19 protein-coding genes are annotated in these 17,521 nt (G+C 42.2%); 18 read left to right on the forward strand and 1 reads right to left on the reverse strand.

The window, feature by feature from the left end:
• Window positions 1-39 precede the first annotated feature (39 nt).
• The gene (locus PSR12_RS09605; RefSeq protein ID WP_274772875.1) at window positions 40-885 is read left to right on the forward strand and encodes a nucleotidyltransferase; all 846 of its coding nucleotides are present in this window, start codon (window positions 40-42) and stop codon (window positions 883-885) included.
• 104 nt (window positions 886-989) lie between these two features.
• Here PSR12_RS09605 and PSR12_RS09610 read toward each other — a convergent pair whose 3' ends face one another.
• Window positions 990-1,601: a TetR/AcrR family transcriptional regulator gene (locus PSR12_RS09610; RefSeq protein ID WP_274772877.1), complete on the reverse strand. Its 612-nt coding sequence runs from the start codon at window positions 1,599-1,601 to the stop codon at window positions 990-992.
• Window positions 1,602-1,803: 202 nt separating this feature from the next.
• Here PSR12_RS09610 and PSR12_RS09615 point away from each other — a divergent pair, with 202 nt between their 5' ends.
• From PSR12_RS09615 to PSR12_RS09695, 17 genes are all read left to right on the forward strand, one after another.
• The gene (locus PSR12_RS09615) at window positions 1,804-2,556 is read left to right on the forward strand and encodes a glucose 1-dehydrogenase (protein WP_221683117.1); all 753 of its coding nucleotides are present in this window, start codon (window positions 1,804-1,806) and stop codon (window positions 2,554-2,556) included.
• 561 nt (window positions 2,557-3,117) lie between these two features.
• Window positions 3,118-4,476 carry an aspartate kinase gene (locus PSR12_RS09620; RefSeq protein WP_221683116.1) on the forward strand — a complete coding sequence of 453 codons (1,359 nt, stop codon included), beginning with the start codon at window positions 3,118-3,120 and terminating at the stop codon, window positions 4,474-4,476.
• A 104-nt stretch (window positions 4,477-4,580) separates the two neighbouring features.
• Window positions 4,581-4,766: a hypothetical protein gene (locus PSR12_RS09625; protein ID WP_048390624.1), complete on the forward strand. Its 186-nt coding sequence runs from the start codon at window positions 4,581-4,583 to the stop codon at window positions 4,764-4,766.
• A 204-nt stretch (window positions 4,767-4,970) separates the two neighbouring features.
• Window positions 4,971-5,654 carry an adenosylcobinamide amidohydrolase gene (locus PSR12_RS09630; RefSeq protein ID WP_274772882.1) on the forward strand — a complete coding sequence of 228 codons (684 nt, stop codon included), beginning with the start codon at window positions 4,971-4,973 and terminating at the stop codon, window positions 5,652-5,654.
• Entirely contained in the window at window positions 5,651-6,607 is a 957-nt protein-coding gene (cbiB, locus tag PSR12_RS09635) for an adenosylcobinamide-phosphate synthase CbiB (RefSeq protein WP_274772884.1), read from the forward strand. The genes PSR12_RS09630 and cbiB overlap by 4 nt, the downstream gene beginning before the upstream one ends.
• Window positions 6,594-7,688: a pyridoxal phosphate-dependent aminotransferase gene (locus PSR12_RS09640; RefSeq protein WP_274772886.1), complete on the forward strand. Its 1,095-nt coding sequence runs from the start codon at window positions 6,594-6,596 to the stop codon at window positions 7,686-7,688. Before cbiB ends, PSR12_RS09640 begins: the two co-directional genes overlap by 14 nt.
• Window positions 7,685-8,293, forward strand: a complete 609-nt coding sequence (locus PSR12_RS09645) for a histidine phosphatase family protein (protein WP_274772888.1) — start codon at window positions 7,685-7,687, stop codon at window positions 8,291-8,293. Before PSR12_RS09640 ends, PSR12_RS09645 begins: the two co-directional genes overlap by 4 nt.
• A 12-nt stretch (window positions 8,294-8,305) precedes the next feature.
• Window positions 8,306-8,881, forward strand: a complete 576-nt coding sequence (locus PSR12_RS09650; protein ID WP_274772890.1) for a bifunctional adenosylcobinamide kinase/adenosylcobinamide-phosphate guanylyltransferase — start codon at window positions 8,306-8,308, stop codon at window positions 8,879-8,881.
• Between the two features lie 20 nt (window positions 8,882-8,901).
• Entirely contained in the window at window positions 8,902-9,678 is a 777-nt protein-coding gene (cobS, locus tag PSR12_RS09655) for an adenosylcobinamide-GDP ribazoletransferase (RefSeq protein WP_221683110.1), read from the forward strand.
• Window positions 9,651-10,247 (forward strand): histidine phosphatase family protein, encoded by a 597-nt coding sequence (locus PSR12_RS09660; protein WP_274772892.1) that lies wholly within the window; start codon window positions 9,651-9,653, stop codon window positions 10,245-10,247. Before cobS ends, PSR12_RS09660 begins: the two co-directional genes overlap by 28 nt.
• Window positions 10,199-10,591, forward strand: a complete 393-nt coding sequence (locus tag PSR12_RS09665; protein WP_274772894.1) for a bifunctional adenosylcobinamide kinase/adenosylcobinamide-phosphate guanylyltransferase — start codon at window positions 10,199-10,201, stop codon at window positions 10,589-10,591. The genes PSR12_RS09660 and PSR12_RS09665 overlap by 49 nt, the downstream gene beginning before the upstream one ends.
• A 31-nt stretch (window positions 10,592-10,622) precedes the next feature.
• Window positions 10,623-11,117, forward strand: coding sequence for an ECF transporter S component (locus PSR12_RS09670; RefSeq protein WP_274772896.1), 495 nt, complete (start codon window positions 10,623-10,625; stop codon window positions 11,115-11,117).
• Complete coding sequence (locus PSR12_RS09675) at window positions 11,114-11,797, forward strand: hypothetical protein (RefSeq protein ID WP_263082450.1); 684 nt, start codon at window positions 11,114-11,116, stop codon at window positions 11,795-11,797. Before PSR12_RS09670 ends, PSR12_RS09675 begins: the two co-directional genes overlap by 4 nt.
• A 481-nt stretch (window positions 11,798-12,278) precedes the next feature.
• A complete protein-coding gene (locus PSR12_RS09680) occupies window positions 12,279-14,012 on the forward strand; it encodes an ABC transporter ATP-binding protein (RefSeq protein ID WP_274772898.1) in 1,734 nt (577 codons plus the stop codon).
• Window positions 14,009-15,820, forward strand: coding sequence for an ABC transporter ATP-binding protein (locus tag PSR12_RS09685; RefSeq protein WP_274772900.1), 1,812 nt, complete (start codon window positions 14,009-14,011; stop codon window positions 15,818-15,820). Before PSR12_RS09680 ends, PSR12_RS09685 begins: the two co-directional genes overlap by 4 nt.
• Before the next feature lie 41 nt (window positions 15,821-15,861).
• Window positions 15,862-16,281 (forward strand): DUF1801 domain-containing protein, encoded by a 420-nt coding sequence (locus PSR12_RS09690; RefSeq protein WP_004228761.1) that lies wholly within the window; start codon window positions 15,862-15,864, stop codon window positions 16,279-16,281.
• A gap of 254 nt (window positions 16,282-16,535) precedes the next feature.
• Window positions 16,536-17,519: an alpha/beta hydrolase gene (locus PSR12_RS09695; protein WP_274772903.1), complete on the forward strand. Its 984-nt coding sequence runs from the start codon at window positions 16,536-16,538 to the stop codon at window positions 17,517-17,519.
• Window positions 17,520-17,521 lie beyond the last annotated feature (2 nt).

Here is a 17,521-nt window from a genome sequence, read left to right on the forward strand (position 1 = left end):
TACTTTTAAGCAAATCAGTCACCTAAAAGGAGCGATGTAATGACGACTATAAAAGAAATTGGTAGCTTATGTGTGACGGATAGTGATGGATACATAATTAATCATGCAGATTGGAATAAAATCAACTCTATTTTTCTTGCTGTCATCAACGATGTGATTCATACCTATCGCACAATTCTCCAAGATGACTTACATAGCATTTATCTAAGGGGATCAATTCTAAAGGGTATAGGTATTGAAGGAGTAGCTGACTTAGACACCATAGCGGTTACGAAGCAAAAGCCTAAAAAACAGCAGGTAAAGCGAATAAAAGAAGTAGAACAAGCATTAACTCAAAACCATCATTGTGTAGATGGGATTGAGCTAAGTGTATTTGGCAAAGAAGCTATTTTAAATACGACATCTTTTTCAATCATTAGTTTCATCCTCCAAACCCATAGTATATGTGTGTTTGGAGAGGATTTAATACCTCGATTACCAAGATATAAGGTGGACGAGGCTTTAGCGAATGACCACCTTATTCATTTGCAGGGGCAAATAAAAAATGCCTGTGATGACCTTCAAGATAATGCGGATATAGAGGATATTAAAGATTGTTGCAAGTGGATTATGAAAATTATAGTAAGAGCAGGACTTGCACTTGTCATAACGAAGGAAAACACCTATACAAGGGATTTATACCCCGCCTATAAACGGTTCTCGGAATATTTCCCTGACAAGGAAAGCGACATGAGAAGGGCACTTGAATATGCAATAACGCCCATAATCGATACGAACGTTTTGTTGTTGTTTTTAAATGAATTTGGAAGGTGGATGGTCAGTGAAGCGGATAAATGGTTACAACTCTATAACCCTACTAGAGAGTTAAACATGAAAATACGATAACTTCCGAGGCCGAGACAAATGGGAACGAAAAAGGTAATCACATATGTGTTGTGATTACCTTTTTCTGTTAATTGAAAATTCGTTTGAGCGTGAATTAAGTGCTCTTATCTTTCAAAAGGGTTGTCAATATAAGGGCCTTTAATGGTAATACGCATTAACTGGGTCGCCATAAATTTGGGGGTATAGGGCATATCATTTTCTAACCACCAGACAATTACTTCAAGAAAGGCGGCGGCATAAAAACGGACGGCCATTTCGCGGGGCACGGTCAGCTTTTGATCGTCAGGCTCCATCATTTGAATCCCGCTCGAGACAAAATTGATAATAATGTCTTTAAGACCATCGGAGAAATAAGGGATATTTTTTTCCGTGAGATAGACCTTGTATAGCTTACTATTCAGCGCTATTTGTTCAAATAAATACATAAATGTCTCATGTGGCTGGTCATAATTTGGTAATAAATTAAAATCCCTCTTCTGTTCGAAGGGTGGATGGATACTACTTACAAGCTCATGCAAAGCTTCTTCTGAGCTTTGATAGAGAAGGTCTAATTTATCACGGTAATGTAAATAAAAAGTGGCACGGTTTAATGTAGCCCGTTGTGTAATATCTTGTACCGTAATCTTTTCATAGCCTTGTTCATCAATTAATGCCACTAGTGCATCTCTTAATAATTGGCGCGTTCTGATGACGCGAGGGTCCATTTTTTTCGACATTTTGAAGCTCCTTGTATTAAATTTTCTATTTAAACAACAGTCCGATTGCAAGTGTTGTGAAAGCGTCATGATGGGCTGTGGTGTTGTTTGCCCTTTTTCAATTGCGCGTTATAATCATATTAACGACACCGTGTCGATAATACAACTAGTTGTTAACGTGTTCACGAATTGTTCATTTATATAGAAGAAAGGGAGTTTTATGATGGGTCGTTTAAATGGGAAAGTAGCAATTATTACAGGAGCAGCAATGGGAATGGGCGCTTCTGAGGCAAAACTATTTGCACAAGAAGGCGCAAAAGTCATTGCAACAGATGTACAAATCGAGCCCTTGAATAATTTAGTAAAAGAAATTAAAGAAAATGGTGGGGACATTATTGGTCTTCAACATAATGTTACTTCTGAGGATGAGTGGAAAGCAGTGATTGCCGAGGCTGTAAAGGCATATGGCAAAGTGGATATCCTCGTCAACAATGCAGGGGTGTCATCACCAAAAACGATTGCTGACATGGAAATGGCTGAATGGAATAAAATTATGGATATTAACCTGAATGGCTGTATCATTGGCATGAAATATGTGATTCCTCAAATGCAAAAAGCTGGCGGTGGTTCAATTATCAATATTTCTTCGATCGGTGGAATCGTGGGAATGGCTGGTACAAGCCCTTATACAGCAGCAAAAGGTGCGCTTCGTGTGCTTTCTAAATCGGCTGCGATCGAGTATGGTAAAGATAAAATTCGTGTGAATTCTGTTCATCCAGGCATTATTGTAACACCAATGACAGCGCCTACGATGGAGGAGGGCGGTGCATTGCCATACTATCAAGCTTACACACAATTACCATACTTCGGTGAACCTGAAGATGTAGCTTATGGCGTAGTGTTCTTAGCATCAGACGAATCCCGCTTCATGACAGGCGCAGAGCTCGTAATCGACGGCGGCTGGACAGCCATTTAATCCAATAGGAAAATCAAAACTAGGCATCACTCGACGTGAGCCTAGTTTTTTTATGCAGATGAGGGAGAATACCCGCGAATCGAGTGAAGATACACGCGGTAGAGAAATGAATACCCGCGAATCGAAGGGAAAAACACGCGGTAGAGAGGCAAATACCCGCGATTGATCAATAACCCCTCGATACGAGAGAGAACCCTCATAAATAAAAGAAAAAGCCTTGCTGAAGGAATCAACGATACATACAAAAATAGCACAAACATAGTGGATATTTGTGCATATCATAAATGGAGAAAGCGTTTTCTTCATTATATAGAAGAAAGTCAAAACGAGAAATTTCACGATTATGTCAACGTCACGAAAAAAAATTCACAAAAACCTTAACTATTTCATGTGAAATCCGTATAATAAATCAAACAGTACGAAAATTGTCCATATTTCTCGAAAAATTGCGTGAATTTTTTAAATTGTATTGACGTAGGAAACGATAATTTGTACACTGTGTACAGTCAATTGTTTTGTGGAGGAATACAATTAATTTGAAAAAGTTAGGATTTGATAGATATGATCGTGTGTAAATTTGGTGGAACATCTGTAGCAAGTGCAGAACAAATACAAAAAGTAGCAAACATTGTAAAATCTAATCCGGCGCGTAAGATTGTTGCCGTTTCAGCACCAGGGAAACGTTCTGGTGACGATATAAAAGTAACAGACCTATTAATACAATTAGCAAATGCAGCGTTACAACAAGAGAATACAGAGGAAAAATTGCAAACTGTTGTGGATCGTTTTAGAGCGATTGCTGATGGTTTGGGGCTAGATAATGCCATTTGTGACGTAATCGCAGAAGATTTACGTGAACGTGTACAAGGTGACAAAACAAATGTGGAATTATTCATCGATAGTATTAAAGCAGCAGGTGAAGATAATAACGCCAAGCTTATTGCAGCTTACTTTAATGCCATTGGTATGCCCGCACGCTATGTCAGTCCTAAAGAAGGTTTAGTGGTTAATGATTTACCAGAAAGAACCTTTGCATTACCTGAAGCGTATGCTAATTTAGCCCCTTTAAAAGACACAAAAGAAATTATTGTGTTCCCAGGGTTCTTCGGTTACACTAAAGCGGGCGTATTGCGAACATTTGACCGCGGTGGCTCTGATATTACAGGCTCCATTTTAGCAGCAGCCGTTGAAGCGGAGCTGTATGAAAACTTTACGGATGTGGATTGTGTGTTCTCCGCGAATCCGAAAGTCGTCAACGATCCAGTGGAAATTAAAGAAATTACGTATCGCGAAATGCGCGAATTATCATATGCAGGCTTTTCAGTGTTCCATGATGAAGCGTTAATGCCTGTCTACAAGATTGGGGTGCCCGTTAACATAAAAAATACAAATAATCCAACAGCCCCAGGTACACGTATTGTACCAAGCCGTCCTGCAACAGGTCGTCCAGTTACAGGGATTTCGGCAGACAGTGGCTTTTCAACTTTATATGTCTCTAAATATTTGATGAATCGTGAGGTAGGCTTTGGACGTAAGCTACTCCAAATTTTAGAAGATGAGAATATTTCTTATGAACACACACCATCTGGTTTAGACGATATTTCTGTCATCATGCGTTCGAATCAACTAACACCAGAAAATGAAGCACGCATTCTTAGTCGTGTGAAAGAAGAGCTACATGCAGAGTATGTAGAAATGCGTCACGGTTTTTCCATGATCGTGATTGTGGGCGAAGGGATGCGTCATAACACAGGATTAGCTGCCCGTGCTGCCACAGCGATTTCAAAAACTGGCGCAAATATTGAAATGATTAATCAAGGTTCTTCTGAAGTGAGCCTCGTGTTTGGTGTCCTTCAGGAATATGAAAACCGCATTTTACAAGCATTATATGAAGAGTTTTTTGCCCATGCAAAAGCATAATGACACAATCATCACTAATCCAAGTGTTTCTTGCTTGGATTAGTGTTTTCTTTTTGCTGAGAATACGGTAAAATCGAGGGCGTACATAGTTGGGAGGGTTATTTGTGAAAAATTTAACAATTGGTATGCTTTTTTCAATCATCGGGATACTTTTTGTCTGTTTAACGATTATGGATATTTTACCGTCATCGACAAAAACAATGAAAATTGTTTACATAGGCATTGGGTGGGTCTTTATTATCGTCGGCTCTGTTATCCGCTTTAAGAATCTCAAACAAAAGCAGCAATAACACTTTGAAAATGGAATTGTGACAATAGCCAAAGTTGTGATACAATTTCAAAGAAAATAAATAATTTGAGTATTATGAAGTTGTTATTCTGTACAAATGTTCAGAAGGTTCAAATTTTAATAAAGAATCGACCGTACAAATTCTTCTTTGTAAGAATTTGTTTTTTTATGTTCCGTCATAACTTTATCGCGAGGAGGCGATTGATTGCCTATACTTACTAAGGATTGCATTCATATTTTTGACGATTATGTTGCCCTTCAAACAGCTTCAGCCATGAAGGTTGTATCCTCAGCCATGCATAACCCAGGCTTTGGTCATTATACGCATCTGATGAATCGAACGGTGCCTATTACCTATGATGAACGACAGCCACATCAGGAATTGCTGCAGTTTTTGCAGGCACAGCACTTCCCGCATGACAATACAGTGGCTATGATGACGGCTGTCCAAGCCAAGTTTGCGACTATTCGTGACTTTACATATGAGGGAATCCACCTTGTCATTATGATTACCGCTGGGCTTGGCAATGCGGTGGATATTACCCGTGCTTTTCATCGAGAGGAGCAGTACCATGCAGGCACCATTAATACTTGGGTGCTGATTAATGGCAAGCTGTCTGATGAAGCACTTTTTCAGGCAATGATTTCAACTACAGAAGCCAAGGTCAAGGCTTTAGTAGATGAAGGTGTTACAGATCCAACGACAGGCACACAAGCCACAGGTACATCTACTGATAGCTTACTTATTGCCTCGACAGAAGAAGGGGACTTTCATCAATATGCAGGTCCCATCACCATGCTGGGCAAGGTCATTGGCTATGGTGTTTATGAAACGATGTGTGAGGCGATTAGGAAATACAAAAAAGATAAAGAGGCGAGGTCTAAATGATTGCTATCGTGATTGCCTGCATCATAGGGCTAATTTTTGATTTAGTAGTAGGGGACCCTCCGAAGCTTCCTCATCCAGTACGCTGGATTGGACACTTGATTCAATCGCAAACAGCCTTATGGAATAAGGGCAAATGGCGCAAGCTACGTGGCACGGTGATGGCACTTGCTGTTGTTGGCACGACCATGTTTGTGGTGACGCTGATTCTATTACTAAGCTATCAGGTGAGTATCATTTTCGGCATTCTTGTAGAGGGTCTTCTGATTGGTATCGGACTGGCACAGCGTAGCTTGAAGGAGGCGGCGATGGCTGTCTATGAGCCACTTGTCAAAGGGGATTTTGCCGAAGCACGTGTTAAGCTGTCTTGGATTGTCGGACGTGATACCGATAAACTAGGTGAGGATGAAATCGTGCGTGGTGTGGTAGAAACGGTTTCTGAGAATACAAGTGATGGTGTGACAGCTCCACTCTTTTATGCCTTTTTATTTGGGGCAATTGGTTTATGGGGCTATAAGGCTGTCAATACATTGGATTCGATGGTGGGCTATAAAAATGAAAAATATAAAGACTTTGGTATGTTTTCAGCCAAACTTGATGATGTACTGAATTTTATTCCAAGTCGCATTACAGGCTTACTGCTCGTGCTTGGTACGAAAAATGAAACAGATCGTTCGCTTGGCAAGCGCTTAAAGCGTTGGGTACAGGACGCTAAGAAGCATCCTAGTCCAAATAGTGGCTATTTAGAGGCAGCGACTGCAGTGCAGCTTGGTGTACAGCTAGGAGGGAAAAATACGTATCAGGGCGTTGTCTCTTATCGAGCAATTATGGGGGAAAAATTAGTGCCATTAACGAAAGAGCATATTGCAACGTCCATTATTCATATGCGTATTGCCACAGTGCTGTTTGCGCTTGTTATGTTAGCGGTGGAGGTGTTAATTTATGCAGTTACCTAATCACGGAGCAAATCCGCATAATGTTTATCAGCAATTAGGCTTAATGATGCCTGAGGTGGTGTATGATTTCAGCGAAAATGTCAATGCGGCAGGACCACCAGCCTTTGTGGAGGCACGTTGGCGTACTTTTTATCCACTAATTCAGCGCTATCCAGATCCAGATGGAGAACCTTTTTTAACAAAGGTCGCTGCTTTTCATCAAGTAGCGAAGAATACGATTTTACTAGGCAATGGGGCTTCAGAGCTTTTTAGTGTACTAGCAAGACGCTATGCCAATAAGCGTGTGATCATTGTGCATCCGACTTTTTCAGAGTATGAGCGAACATTGCGTGCAGCAGGTGCTACGATTGTTCCTATTGTCGTGACGGATTTTATCGATTACACATTGCCATTAGAGCAGCTACAGCAGGAAATGATGACAGCAGATGCTGTTTATCTTTGTACACCTAATAATCCGACTGGCGTACTGCCAAATAAGGAAGATTTACTCGCCTTAATGGCACACGGAGCAATCGTTAACTGTGAGCTTGTGATCGATGAGGCATTTATGGATTGGGTAGATGAGGCGCATTCGCTGATTCCGTTTAGTGCACAAAACCCACATGTTATTGTCGTTCGTTCGATGACTAAAATGTATGCGATCCCAGGTTTACGACTTGGGTATATGGTTGCACATGCTACTATTGTGGGCGCCTTAAAAGATATGCTGCCGCATTGGAATTTAAATGCCTTTGCGCTTGTAATTGGGGCAAGCTGTTTAGACGAGCAGCACTATTGTCAGCAGGCAATTACCGATGCCGCAGCACAAAGGGAATGGCTGCATCGTTACTTACAGGACAATGGCTGTCAAGTAACGAATAGTGTGACGAATTATGTGTGCTTCTCCTTACCGAAAACACAGCAAGCGGATGCCTTTTTCACCTATTGTCTTGCACAGGGTGTTGTGCTGCGTCACACAAAAAACTTTCAAGGTTTGCAGGGTGAGTGGTTCCGTATTGGCATCAAAGACATTGCAGCCATGACAGCTTTACATAATTGTCTACAAGCGTGGTTTAACGTAAATAAGGGGAGAGAAAAGTGACAACTTTTTATCTAGTAAGACATGGGGAAACGAAATGGAATCAGGAGCATCGACTACAGGGGTGGCTGGATTCTCCATTAACGGAAAACGGTAGAGCAGCGGCTGAAAAACTTCACAAGCAACTGCAACAGATTCCTTTTACCGCTGCATATTGTAGTTCAAGTGGTCGTGCAAGAGAGACAATGGCTATTTTGATGGCCAATCGCAAGCTGCCTATTGCCTATGAAGATGATTTACGGGAGATCTATTTAGGGAAATGGCAGGGGCAGACAACCCACGATATACTGGCGACATATAAGCTTGATTATGAGCTATATACGAATTACCCTGCGCAGTTTGTTGCGAGTCATACAGAAAGCTTTGGAGCCGTAACAGAAAGAGCGATGTTTACATTAAAAAAAATAGCAGCCCAACATCGCAATGAAATTATCCTCATTGTCTCCCACGCTGTAACGATTAAATGCATCATCAATGCTATTTTACAGCGCAGCATTAGTGAGCTATGGGCAGCCCCGTACATTCATGGGACAAGTGTGACAGTGATTGAACGCCAAGGTCAACAATGGTTTGTGAAGGATATTGGTAATCTACAGCATTTACAATAGGAGGTGTCCTACATGCCGCTTATTTTTATTACAGGTGGTGTACGTAGTGGTAAATCCCATTTTGCAGAGCAAGCAGCGCTTCAGCATTATGAGGCGCAGTCAAGTACAGCGAAACGCTTGCTCTATCTGGCTTCGGGTATTGCCTTAGATCATGAAATGGAAAAAAGAATCTTACGGCATCAGGCAGATCGCCAGGCCCAGCCTATTCAGTGGCTGACGGTGGAGGCTCCCTATGCAATTTCTGAAGTATTTGAGACACTTCAGGAGGGAGATGTGGTGCTGTGGGATTGCGTGACAACGTGGCTGACCAATGCTTTTTACGAAGGCTATGACAAGGGGACACCCTGTTTACAACAGCCTGGGTGTTTAGCTAATAAGCTACAGGCCGTCAAGCAGGCGATCTTGTCACTACTGAAGAAGGATTTGACTTTTTTTGTGGTATCCAATGAACTGTTTGATGAACCTCCTTATGCTAGTGATGAAGTAGAATTATACCGACGAACGCTCGGACAATTCCATCAATGGTTGGTTTCTATGGCACAAGAGGCCTACGAAATGAACTATGGCATTGTAAAGAGATGGAAATAATTAAGAAGGAAGGCAAGAGGATGAAAAATTTTTGGCATAGCCTCCTACTGGCATTTCAATTTTTTACGGTATTGCCAGTACATAAAGAGCTTCCGTTAACGAGGTCCACCATCACAGGCATGTTTGCTTGCTTACCATGGATAGGTGCTTTAATGGGAACAACGGTGGCAGCCGTGCTTTATAGTCTTATGCAGTGGACAGCAAGCAGTGAAGTGATGCTAGCTTTCACTGTGATAGGGCTATTTGCTTTATGGACAGGTGGTTTGCACTTAGACGGTTTTATTGATATGGGCGATGCCTATTTTTCCTATCGAGATCGAGAAAAACGATTGGAGATTTTAGATGACCCTCGTGTGGGAGCGTTCGGAGTATTGGCTGTGGTGTTTTTATTGATGGGGAAATTTGTTATTTTACATGAGCTTTTCGTGCAGCAGAGGTTCGCCTTGTGGATGGTACTATTCGTCCCTTTTCTAACAAGGGTGGGCATGAGCTTTTATTTTATGTCACTCCATTGCTCAAAGGAAAAAGGTCTTGCTTATTTTTTTAAGTCTCATATCAATGCTACTCGATTAAAAGCGATCATGCTGTTGTCGCTCATATTGGCAATGACGGTTGTTTTTATGAGCACGCAGTTTTTACTTCTTCCTGTTGTCTTAGTCGTCGTTTTAGCCATTGCCCTTTTTATTTTTCGACAATTTACGTTGCGTAATTTTGGTGGAGTATCTGGCGATTTACTGGGTGCCTCCATTGAAGGAATGGAGGTAGTGCTATGGGTGACATTGTTACTGTGTGCTTAATGCGGCATGCGCCTACAAAAGAGAATCTTGAAAAGCGTTATCTTGGTTGGACGGATACACCATTAGCAGATACAGTCAAGCTTGCTGTTGTGGATGCAAATGTTAAAAAGGTATATGGCAGTGATCTACAGCGCTGCCGACAAACGGCTGCTCATTATTTTCCCAATGCTAGCTACCAGGCAGAAGCATCCCTTCGAGAGACGAACTTTGGTGCATTCGAAGGGAAAACCTATGAGGAGCTAAAAATGGATGCTCACTATCGGGCATGGATAGATGATCCAATCCGTACACCCCCTCCACAGGGTGAGGCATTCGATGATTTTATGAAACGTGTTGTAGATGGATTTCATTATATACCGAAAAATGAGGATAGCTATTATTTAGTGGTTCATGGTGGGGTCATTCGTGCCTTACTCGTTGCGTTTGCGCCAACAGAACAGCCTTTTTGGTCCTATCAGGTGCCACATGATAAACAATTTGCTTTAACATTTACAAGAAAGGCTTGGGAGGAGGGAGCACGATGCATGTCTTTATCGGAGGTGCCTATAACGGCAAAACCGACTATGTGAGGCGCTTGTATGAACAGCAACAGATGGTTATGATTGCTGGTGAACTACCTGAGGTAGCGCCCGTCTGTGATGTTCTTGTCCTAAAGAACTTAGAAAAATGGCTTGTGACACAAAATTTGGAGGAAGATGAACAAATCGTACAAAAGGTGCTAGCAACCTTACAAGAGCTTGAGCAGCAATGTACACTCGCACTTATTGTGACGGATATGGGGCGTGGAGTTGTGCCAATGGAAAAACAAGCCCGACAGTTACGCGATACCTGTGGTCGTCTATACCAAGCTTTGTTCAAGGAAGCGGAGCAAGTTGTACGGATTTGGTATGGAATAGCTGAGCTATTGAAGTAAAGTAGACATTCAACAGAAAAGAGGGAATGAAATGGAACGACAAAAATTAAGAAAATTGGTTTTGACAGCAATGGTAGCGGCCATCTGTGCAGTAGGGGCAATGATTAAGGTTCCAACGTTTATTTCAACGGCTGCACTGGATTCGGCTCCTGCCTTTTTAGGTGTTGTCTTTCTATCTCCCATCTTAGCAGGGGTTGCTGGATTGATCGGGCATTTTATTACGGCATTAACATCTGGCTTCCCATTAGGACCATTACATATCATTATCGCGGTAGAAATGTTGATTGTCGTATGGGTCTTTGGGGTGATGCATAAAAAAGGCATGCACTTTTGGAAATGGCCTGTTGCCTTAGTATTAAACGGGATTGTAGCGCCACTCCCATTCTACTTTATTATTAGTCCAGCATTTTTCTGGGGTGCTTTAGGCAGTATTCTGATGGCAACGGTGATCAATTTAATTATTGTCGCGGTAGTTATGCCCATTCTGTCAAAGGTTTTTGTGCGTAAGGAAGGTCGTGTACAGTGAGAAATGCGATGAAAGTTGGCACGTTCATTGCAACAATGGATAATGCCGCAGCCATTGGACAAAAACCGCAAGATGTAGTGTCAGCACCCGATCAACTGACGGCCTATATGACAGCACGTGTGACCTTTTTAGAACAGCTGGCGGCACAGGCATTACCTGTTCAAGTTCTACTTGCGAATTTTTCTGGAGATGCCGCATGGTCTCGCTATGAAAAAGGTATACAGCAAGTGTTTGCAGAGGCAGATCTTACATGTCCAGCCATTGCGGGGAGTACGGAATCCAATATGCCCACATTACAGTCAGGCTTAGCTGTTACAATGCTTGGAGAAATCCAGCAGCGTCGAGCATTTGATCACGATCAGCTTAGCTGGTACACCTATGGCCTGCCGCTTGTAGGCGAAGAGGTGTTGGCACAGCCTAAAGATGTGGCGCAGTTGCTGCCTATTTTCAAGGCATGGCAGGCAGAAATTGTTCAGCAAGTATGGCCAGTCGGATCAAGGGGGCTACAAGGAGAATTTTCCCGTCTGTTTGGGGAGCGACATGTGGAATGCGCCCTTGATGGTGCAAAATCAGCAGGCCCCTGTACGGTCATTTTGCTAGGAATTGCTGCAGACAATGAGTCACAGGCACAAAAAATTTTCCTGCGAAATTTTGAGAAACTACACATTTCTGAAAAGTGATGGGGCTTGTTTTGAGAAAATGATTGTTTCTTGGGACAGGTCCAGATAATCCAGAGCGAGTGTTATTTTACTTCGATATAATCCTTGCTCTGGGTGGTTCCTTACTTAATTAACAGGATGACGCTGAATCTAAAGTAGCTGGTTGTTGCTTGTAAAGGAAAAAGCTTGTTCTGAAATGTGAGGAGGCCGCTCCTAAGCAGGGAAAAGCCGCTCCAAAATGTGAGGAAGCCGCTCCTAAGCAGGGAAAAGCCGCTCCAAAATGTGAGGAAGCCGCTCCTAAGCAGGGAAAAGCCGCTCCAAAATGTGAGAACCCCGCTCAATAAAAGAGTCACCCCCTCCAAAAGCCGCTTCTTCTCACAAATCTCCCCCCAACCAGTCCAGTCCAGAATATTACGAGACCCGAAAAATTATTTATCAAATGGGAATGATTTTCAGTTATAATGAGGAACGAATGGGATTTAAATAGAACGGAGACGAATGTATGCAGGCAGTTAAACAATTAGGGCAATATTTGGGGCCTTATAAATTTTTCACGCTGATTGCACCGCTATTGATGGTGCTGGAGGTGACGATGGATTTAATTCAGCCGACCATCATGCAGCATATGATTGATACGGGGATTGCCAATGGAGATAATGGATACGTATTGACTATGTTTGTGTGGATGCTTGGCAGTGCAGTGCTCGGGCTTATTGGTGGGGTTGGTTGCTCGTATTATAGCTCGAAGGCGGCGATTCATTTTGCTTCGGATGTTCGTCAGGCTCTTTATGAGAAGATGATGACTTACTCAGCCAAGGAGCGAGATGCTTTTACAACGGGGAAGCTGATTACGATTTTAACGAGTGATGTGGAAAGTATTCAGCGTGCCTTTATGATGACGCTGCGTATTTTTGTGCGTGGGCCTTTGCTCTTTATCGGCGCAGTGATTATTGTGTTTGTCACAGCACGTGAGCTTTTTTCCATATTGCTCATTATCGTTCCATTGTTGGTTATAGCGATGTACTTTTTTACGAAGTATTCGGGTGTATTGTATCGTCGTGTTCAGGAGGCCATTGATGCCGTCAATACGAAGCTACAGGAAAATTTGGCGGGTATTCGTGTAGTTAAAGCCTTTCGCCGTGAAACACAGCAGGTTGCACAGTTTGGAGAATTAAATGAGGCGTTGACGAAACGTTTTATTACAGCTGAGCAAATTGTCGGCGTGCTTGTACCCTTTACGATGTTTGTTGTCAATCTAGGGATTGTAGCCGCGCTTTGGCTTGGAGCCATTAAGGTAGACGCGGGTACGCTTCAAGTGGGCGTTATTCTTGCATTTATCAACTATTTAACGATTATTTTAAATGGACTGATGTCCTCTAGTATGGTGCTGATGCAAATCGCGCGAGCCTTGCCTTCAGGAGAACGCATTGTGGACGTGTTAAACAAAGAGATTGCTGTTAAGGAAGCGGAACATACGCTGACAGATCCAATAAAAGGGGCCATTGACTTTGATCAGGTGAGCTATCGTTACTATGAAACAGCTGAGGATGTCCTCAAAAAGATTTCATTTTCGGTAAAACCAGGGCAAACGGTCGGTATTATTGGGAAAACAGGTAGTGGTAAATCGACGCTGGTGAAGCTATTACCTCGCTTAGTTGATCCCTCTGGTGGCGAAATCCGCATAGACGGAAAACCGCTAACATCCTACTCACTCGCAACCCTACGTGAGCATATCGGATTTACCTCACAGAAAGCATTATTGTTTTCTGGGCCGATTGAAAAAAATATTCGTCTCGGTAAGGATGATGCCACAGCAGAGGACATACAGCAGGCATTAGAGGCCGCCTGTGCCAGTGAATTTGTAGAGCGACTTGATAAGGGCTTAGCGCATGAATTGTCACAGGGTGCTACGAATCTTTCAGGTGGACAGAAGCAGCGCCTTGCATTAAGTCGTGCGTTGATTCGAAAGCCTGCCATTTTGGTGCTGGATGATACAACGTCAGCGCTCGATAGTGCATCGGAACAACATGTGCAACGAGCTATTGCCACCTATTATCAAGACACTACGACATTCATCGTAGCGTCGAAAATTGCCTCCATTCAGCAGGCAGATGTTATTTTGGTACTAGAGGATGGCGACATTGTTGGGCAAGGAACCCATCAGCAGCTTCTACAATCAAATGCACATTATCAAGCAATTTATGCGTCACAGCAAAAGGCTGGTGAACAAGGATGAGTCAAGGTCAATCAAAGCAAATGAATTTTGGACGTGGACCGCGTATGGGGGGACCAGCTGAGAAGGCGAAAAATCAAAGGGAGACATTGTCACGTGTATGGCACTATGTTAAGCAACAAAAAATAGGGCTGTTTTTCTCTATCCTTTTTGTCATTGCCTCGACCTTTTTAAGCCTTGCAGGTCCCTATATGATCGGACATATTATTGATGATTACATTATGAAAAAAGATATTAATGGAACGATTCGTTTAGGTATTGTGTTAGCTGTTATTTTTACAGTGGCATCTATTCTGACATGGCTGCAAACCTATGTCATGATTCATGTGGCGATGAAAACCATTCGGACTTTGCGATTGGAACTATTTCAAAAGCTTCAGACGCTGACATTACGTTTCTTTGATCAGCGGGCACTTGGGGATCTAATGAGCCGTGTGACCAACGATATTGATAATTTAAATACCGCACTTGCGCAAAGTGTTACGCAAATCGTGTCGTCCATTTTAACTGTAATTGGTGTCAGTATCGCCATGTTTACATTAAGCTGGCCATTGGCAATCGTGACATTGATTATTATTCCGCTGATCGTTTTCACAACCAAGCAAATCATTAAACGCAGCAGTAAAAATTATGCTGAACGGCAACGGGATCTTGGGAAGCTGAACGGCTATATTGAGGAAATGATTACAGGTTCGGAGGTACTTACGCTTTTTGGTAAGGAACAGCAAACGATTGATACGTTCCATCAGCAAAACGAAAATCTACGAAACTCCGCCCAACGAGCAGAAATTACCTCTGGCTTACTAGGTCCGATTAATAACTTTATGAATAATTTAGGCCTTGCTGTCGTCATCGGAACAGGTGCCTTTTTAGCAGTGAAGAGTATTGTTACAGTGGGGATTATTGCCGCCTTTGTGACCTATACTCGGCAATTTTTCCGTCCGCTTAATCAGCTATCTAATCTATTAAACACCTTCCAATCTGCTATTGCTGGGGCAGAGCGTGTTTTTGAGATACTAGATGAACCCTCAGAGGTAGCCGATAAGCCTAACGCTATCAAGACGGCTTCACTTAAGGGGGATGTTGTTTTTAAGCAAGTATCATTTAGCTATGAGTCAAATAAGCCTGTGTTAAAAAACATTGACTTCCATGCCAAGGCAGGGGAGACATTTGCTCTAGTTGGCCCAACAGGCTCAGGCAAAACAACGATTATAAATTTATTAACACGTTTTTATGACGTCGATCAAGGTGAGATTTTGATTGATGGGCATAATATCGAGAACTATCAGATGGAGACGATTCGCCAAAGAGTTGGTGTGGTTTTACAGGACACCTATTTGTTCTCGGGAACGATTCGTGACAATATTCGCTTTGGTAAGCTAGATGCAACAGATGAAGAGGTTGTGGAAGCGGCAAAAATTGCGAATGCCCATCATTTTATTAAATATTTACCAGCTCAATACGAAACGCCCGTACAGGCAGGGGGAGCCAATTTAAGTCAGGGGCAGCGTCAGCTTATTGCGATCGCGCGTGCGATATTAGAGAATGCAGATATTTTAATTTTGGATGAAGCGACATCAAGCGTGGATACCCAAACAGAGGTGGATATTCAAAAAGGCTTACAGCATTTAATGCAGGGACGCACAAGCTTTGTCATTGCCCATCGACTCAAAACAATCGAAAATGCCGATCAAATCCTCGTGATTCAGCAGGGAGAAATTGTCGAGCAGGGCAATCATCAAGAGCTGATGCAGCAGCAGGGGATCTATCGTCATCTTCAACACAAACTATTGTTAGAGCAGGTAGAATAGGGAATAATAAAGGGACATCTTCCGGAAGGCGAGGGATTGACATGTATGAATTAAAGACCAAAGAAACCGATGTAAGTGTCATTGAATTTATTGAAAGTGTAGACCATCCAAAAAAGCGAGAAGACGCCTATCGATTATTGGACATCTTTACAGAGGTCACAGGCTATGAAGCCAAAATGTGGGGACCGAGCATTATAGGCTTTGGTAAATATCATTACAAATATCAAACAGGCCATGAAGGGGATGCCCCACTAGCTGCCTATTCCCCTCGCAAAGCGAAAATTAGCTTATATTTTGCCCCAGGGGATGAACGGGAGCAACTATTACAACAATTTGGTAAACATACAACAGGAAAGGCCTGTGTTTATATTAATAAGCTTGCTGATGTGAATGAAGACATCTTAAAAGCCCTTATTCAACAAACCATCGATTTTTTACGAAAAACCTATCCAGATGCTTAATCAAGAGAGAGGCTGGGACATAACTTGATTATATTGAAAAACAATAAAAATGAATATTAACTTTTCCACTTCAAGCAGTTAAATATGCCTTCCTAAATCAAAAAAATGTTAGACCAATTATATCTTGGTCTAACATTTTTTCTTTTTGTCCCAGCCTCGTTTTGTATGAAACTTATCTATTTTCTCCAAAAGTTTAGTAGAAATTTATTTTTACCGTGTATCCTTGCAAGTATCAACGAAAAGAGGAGATACGTATGAAAAAGAAAGCAAAGAAAATAATTGTCTATATGGGGGCATTGATTGTGCTCGGAATGGTGATCGTTTGTATATATCACTATAGCTTAATACAGAAGGAGTCAGCTATTTTACAACCTAACGGCACATTAAACAATGTAGATGGACAAAACATCCATGTTTATCAGGAGGGGGCTGGCGAGGATACCTATGTTTTTATGGCTGGCTCAGGTATCGCAGCGCCCGTATATGAGCTAAAAGGGCTGTATCGTAAGTTTTCACAGCATCATCAAATTGCGGTAGTGGATCGAGCTGGCTATGGCTATAGCGACGTAGCCCATGATGATAGAGGAATCGATACTATTGTAGCGCAAACACGACAGGCACTTCTGCAAAGTGGGCTTGAACCGCCCTATATTCTTGTGCCACATTCCATTTCTGGACTAGAGGCCATTTACTGGGCGCAAAAATACCCAGAGGAAGTAAAGAGCATCATCGCTCTGGACATTGGCTTACCTAGTCAATATGTAAAGCATAAAATGGGGTCGGTCGATCGTTGGATGGTAAGGGGAATGCATCTCGCTACTAAGCTGGGCTTACATCGACTTATGCCATCTCAGGTCTATAATCCGCAAATATTGAACATGTCCTTTTTAACAGCACAGGAAAAGGAAATCTATCAGGCATTGTCCTTTAAGCAATTTTTTAATGAGGATATGCAAAATGAGCTGTTACAGGTCTACGAAAATAGTTTACAATCAGAACAGCTCAAAAAGCCGCAAGACACGCCTATCTTACTGATTGATGCGATTGCGGAAGAAAATAAACATTCGAAATATACGAAGCAAAACCGACAGGATTATGCCGACTTTGCAAAGCAATTCACTAATGCACAGGTGAAGGAGGTCAGTGGGACACATAGTATTTATCTCTATCAGCCAGATGCAATCTATCAACTGGCAATGGAATTTATGAAAACAACGGGTGATGAGAAAGGTCGATAAGT

This window comes from Lysinibacillus sp. G01H (genome assembly GCF_028872195.1).
Taxonomy (GTDB): domain Bacteria; phylum Bacillota; class Bacilli; order Bacillales_A; family Planococcaceae; genus Lysinibacillus; species Lysinibacillus capsici.

Bases quoted from the DNA above. Each gene is read 5' to 3' on its own strand.
- PSR12_RS09670 (WP_274772896.1), top strand. From the start codon at position 10,623: ATGGAACGACAAAAATTAAGAAAATTGGTTTTGACAGCAATGGTAGCG.
- PSR12_RS09665 (WP_274772894.1), top strand. From the start codon at position 10,199: ATGCATGTCTTTATCGGAGGTGCCTATAACGGCAAAACCGACTATGTG.
- PSR12_RS09690 (WP_004228761.1), top strand. From the start codon at position 15,862: ATGTATGAATTAAAGACCAAAGAAACCGATGTAAGTGTCATTGAATTT.
- PSR12_RS09650 (WP_274772890.1), top strand. From the start codon at position 8,306: ATGCCGCTTATTTTTATTACAGGTGGTGTACGTAGTGGTAAATCCCAT.
- PSR12_RS09605 (WP_274772875.1), top strand. From the start codon at position 40: ATGACGACTATAAAAGAAATTGGTAGCTTATGTGTGACGGATAGTGAT.
- PSR12_RS09680 (WP_274772898.1), top strand. From the start codon at position 12,279: ATGCAGGCAGTTAAACAATTAGGGCAATATTTGGGGCCTTATAAATTT.
- cobS (WP_221683110.1), top strand. From the start codon at position 8,902: ATGAAAAATTTTTGGCATAGCCTCCTACTGGCATTTCAATTTTTTACG.
- PSR12_RS09685 (WP_274772900.1), top strand. From the start codon at position 14,009: ATGAGTCAAGGTCAATCAAAGCAAATGAATTTTGGACGTGGACCGCGT.
- cbiB (WP_274772884.1), top strand. From the start codon at position 5,651: ATGATTGCTATCGTGATTGCCTGCATCATAGGGCTAATTTTTGATTTA.
- PSR12_RS09620 (WP_221683116.1), top strand. From the start codon at position 3,118: ATGATCGTGTGTAAATTTGGTGGAACATCTGTAGCAAGTGCAGAACAA.
- PSR12_RS09660 (WP_274772892.1), top strand. From the start codon at position 9,651: ATGGGTGACATTGTTACTGTGTGCTTAATGCGGCATGCGCCTACAAAA.
- PSR12_RS09615 (WP_221683117.1), top strand. From the start codon at position 1,804: ATGGGTCGTTTAAATGGGAAAGTAGCAATTATTACAGGAGCAGCAATG.
- PSR12_RS09640 (WP_274772886.1), top strand. From the start codon at position 6,594: ATGCAGTTACCTAATCACGGAGCAAATCCGCATAATGTTTATCAGCAA.
- PSR12_RS09695 (WP_274772903.1), top strand. From the start codon at position 16,536: ATGAAAAAGAAAGCAAAGAAAATAATTGTCTATATGGGGGCATTGATT.
- PSR12_RS09610 (WP_274772877.1), bottom strand. From the start codon at position 1,601: ATGTCGAAAAAAATGGACCCTCGCGTCATCAGAACGCGCCAATTATTA.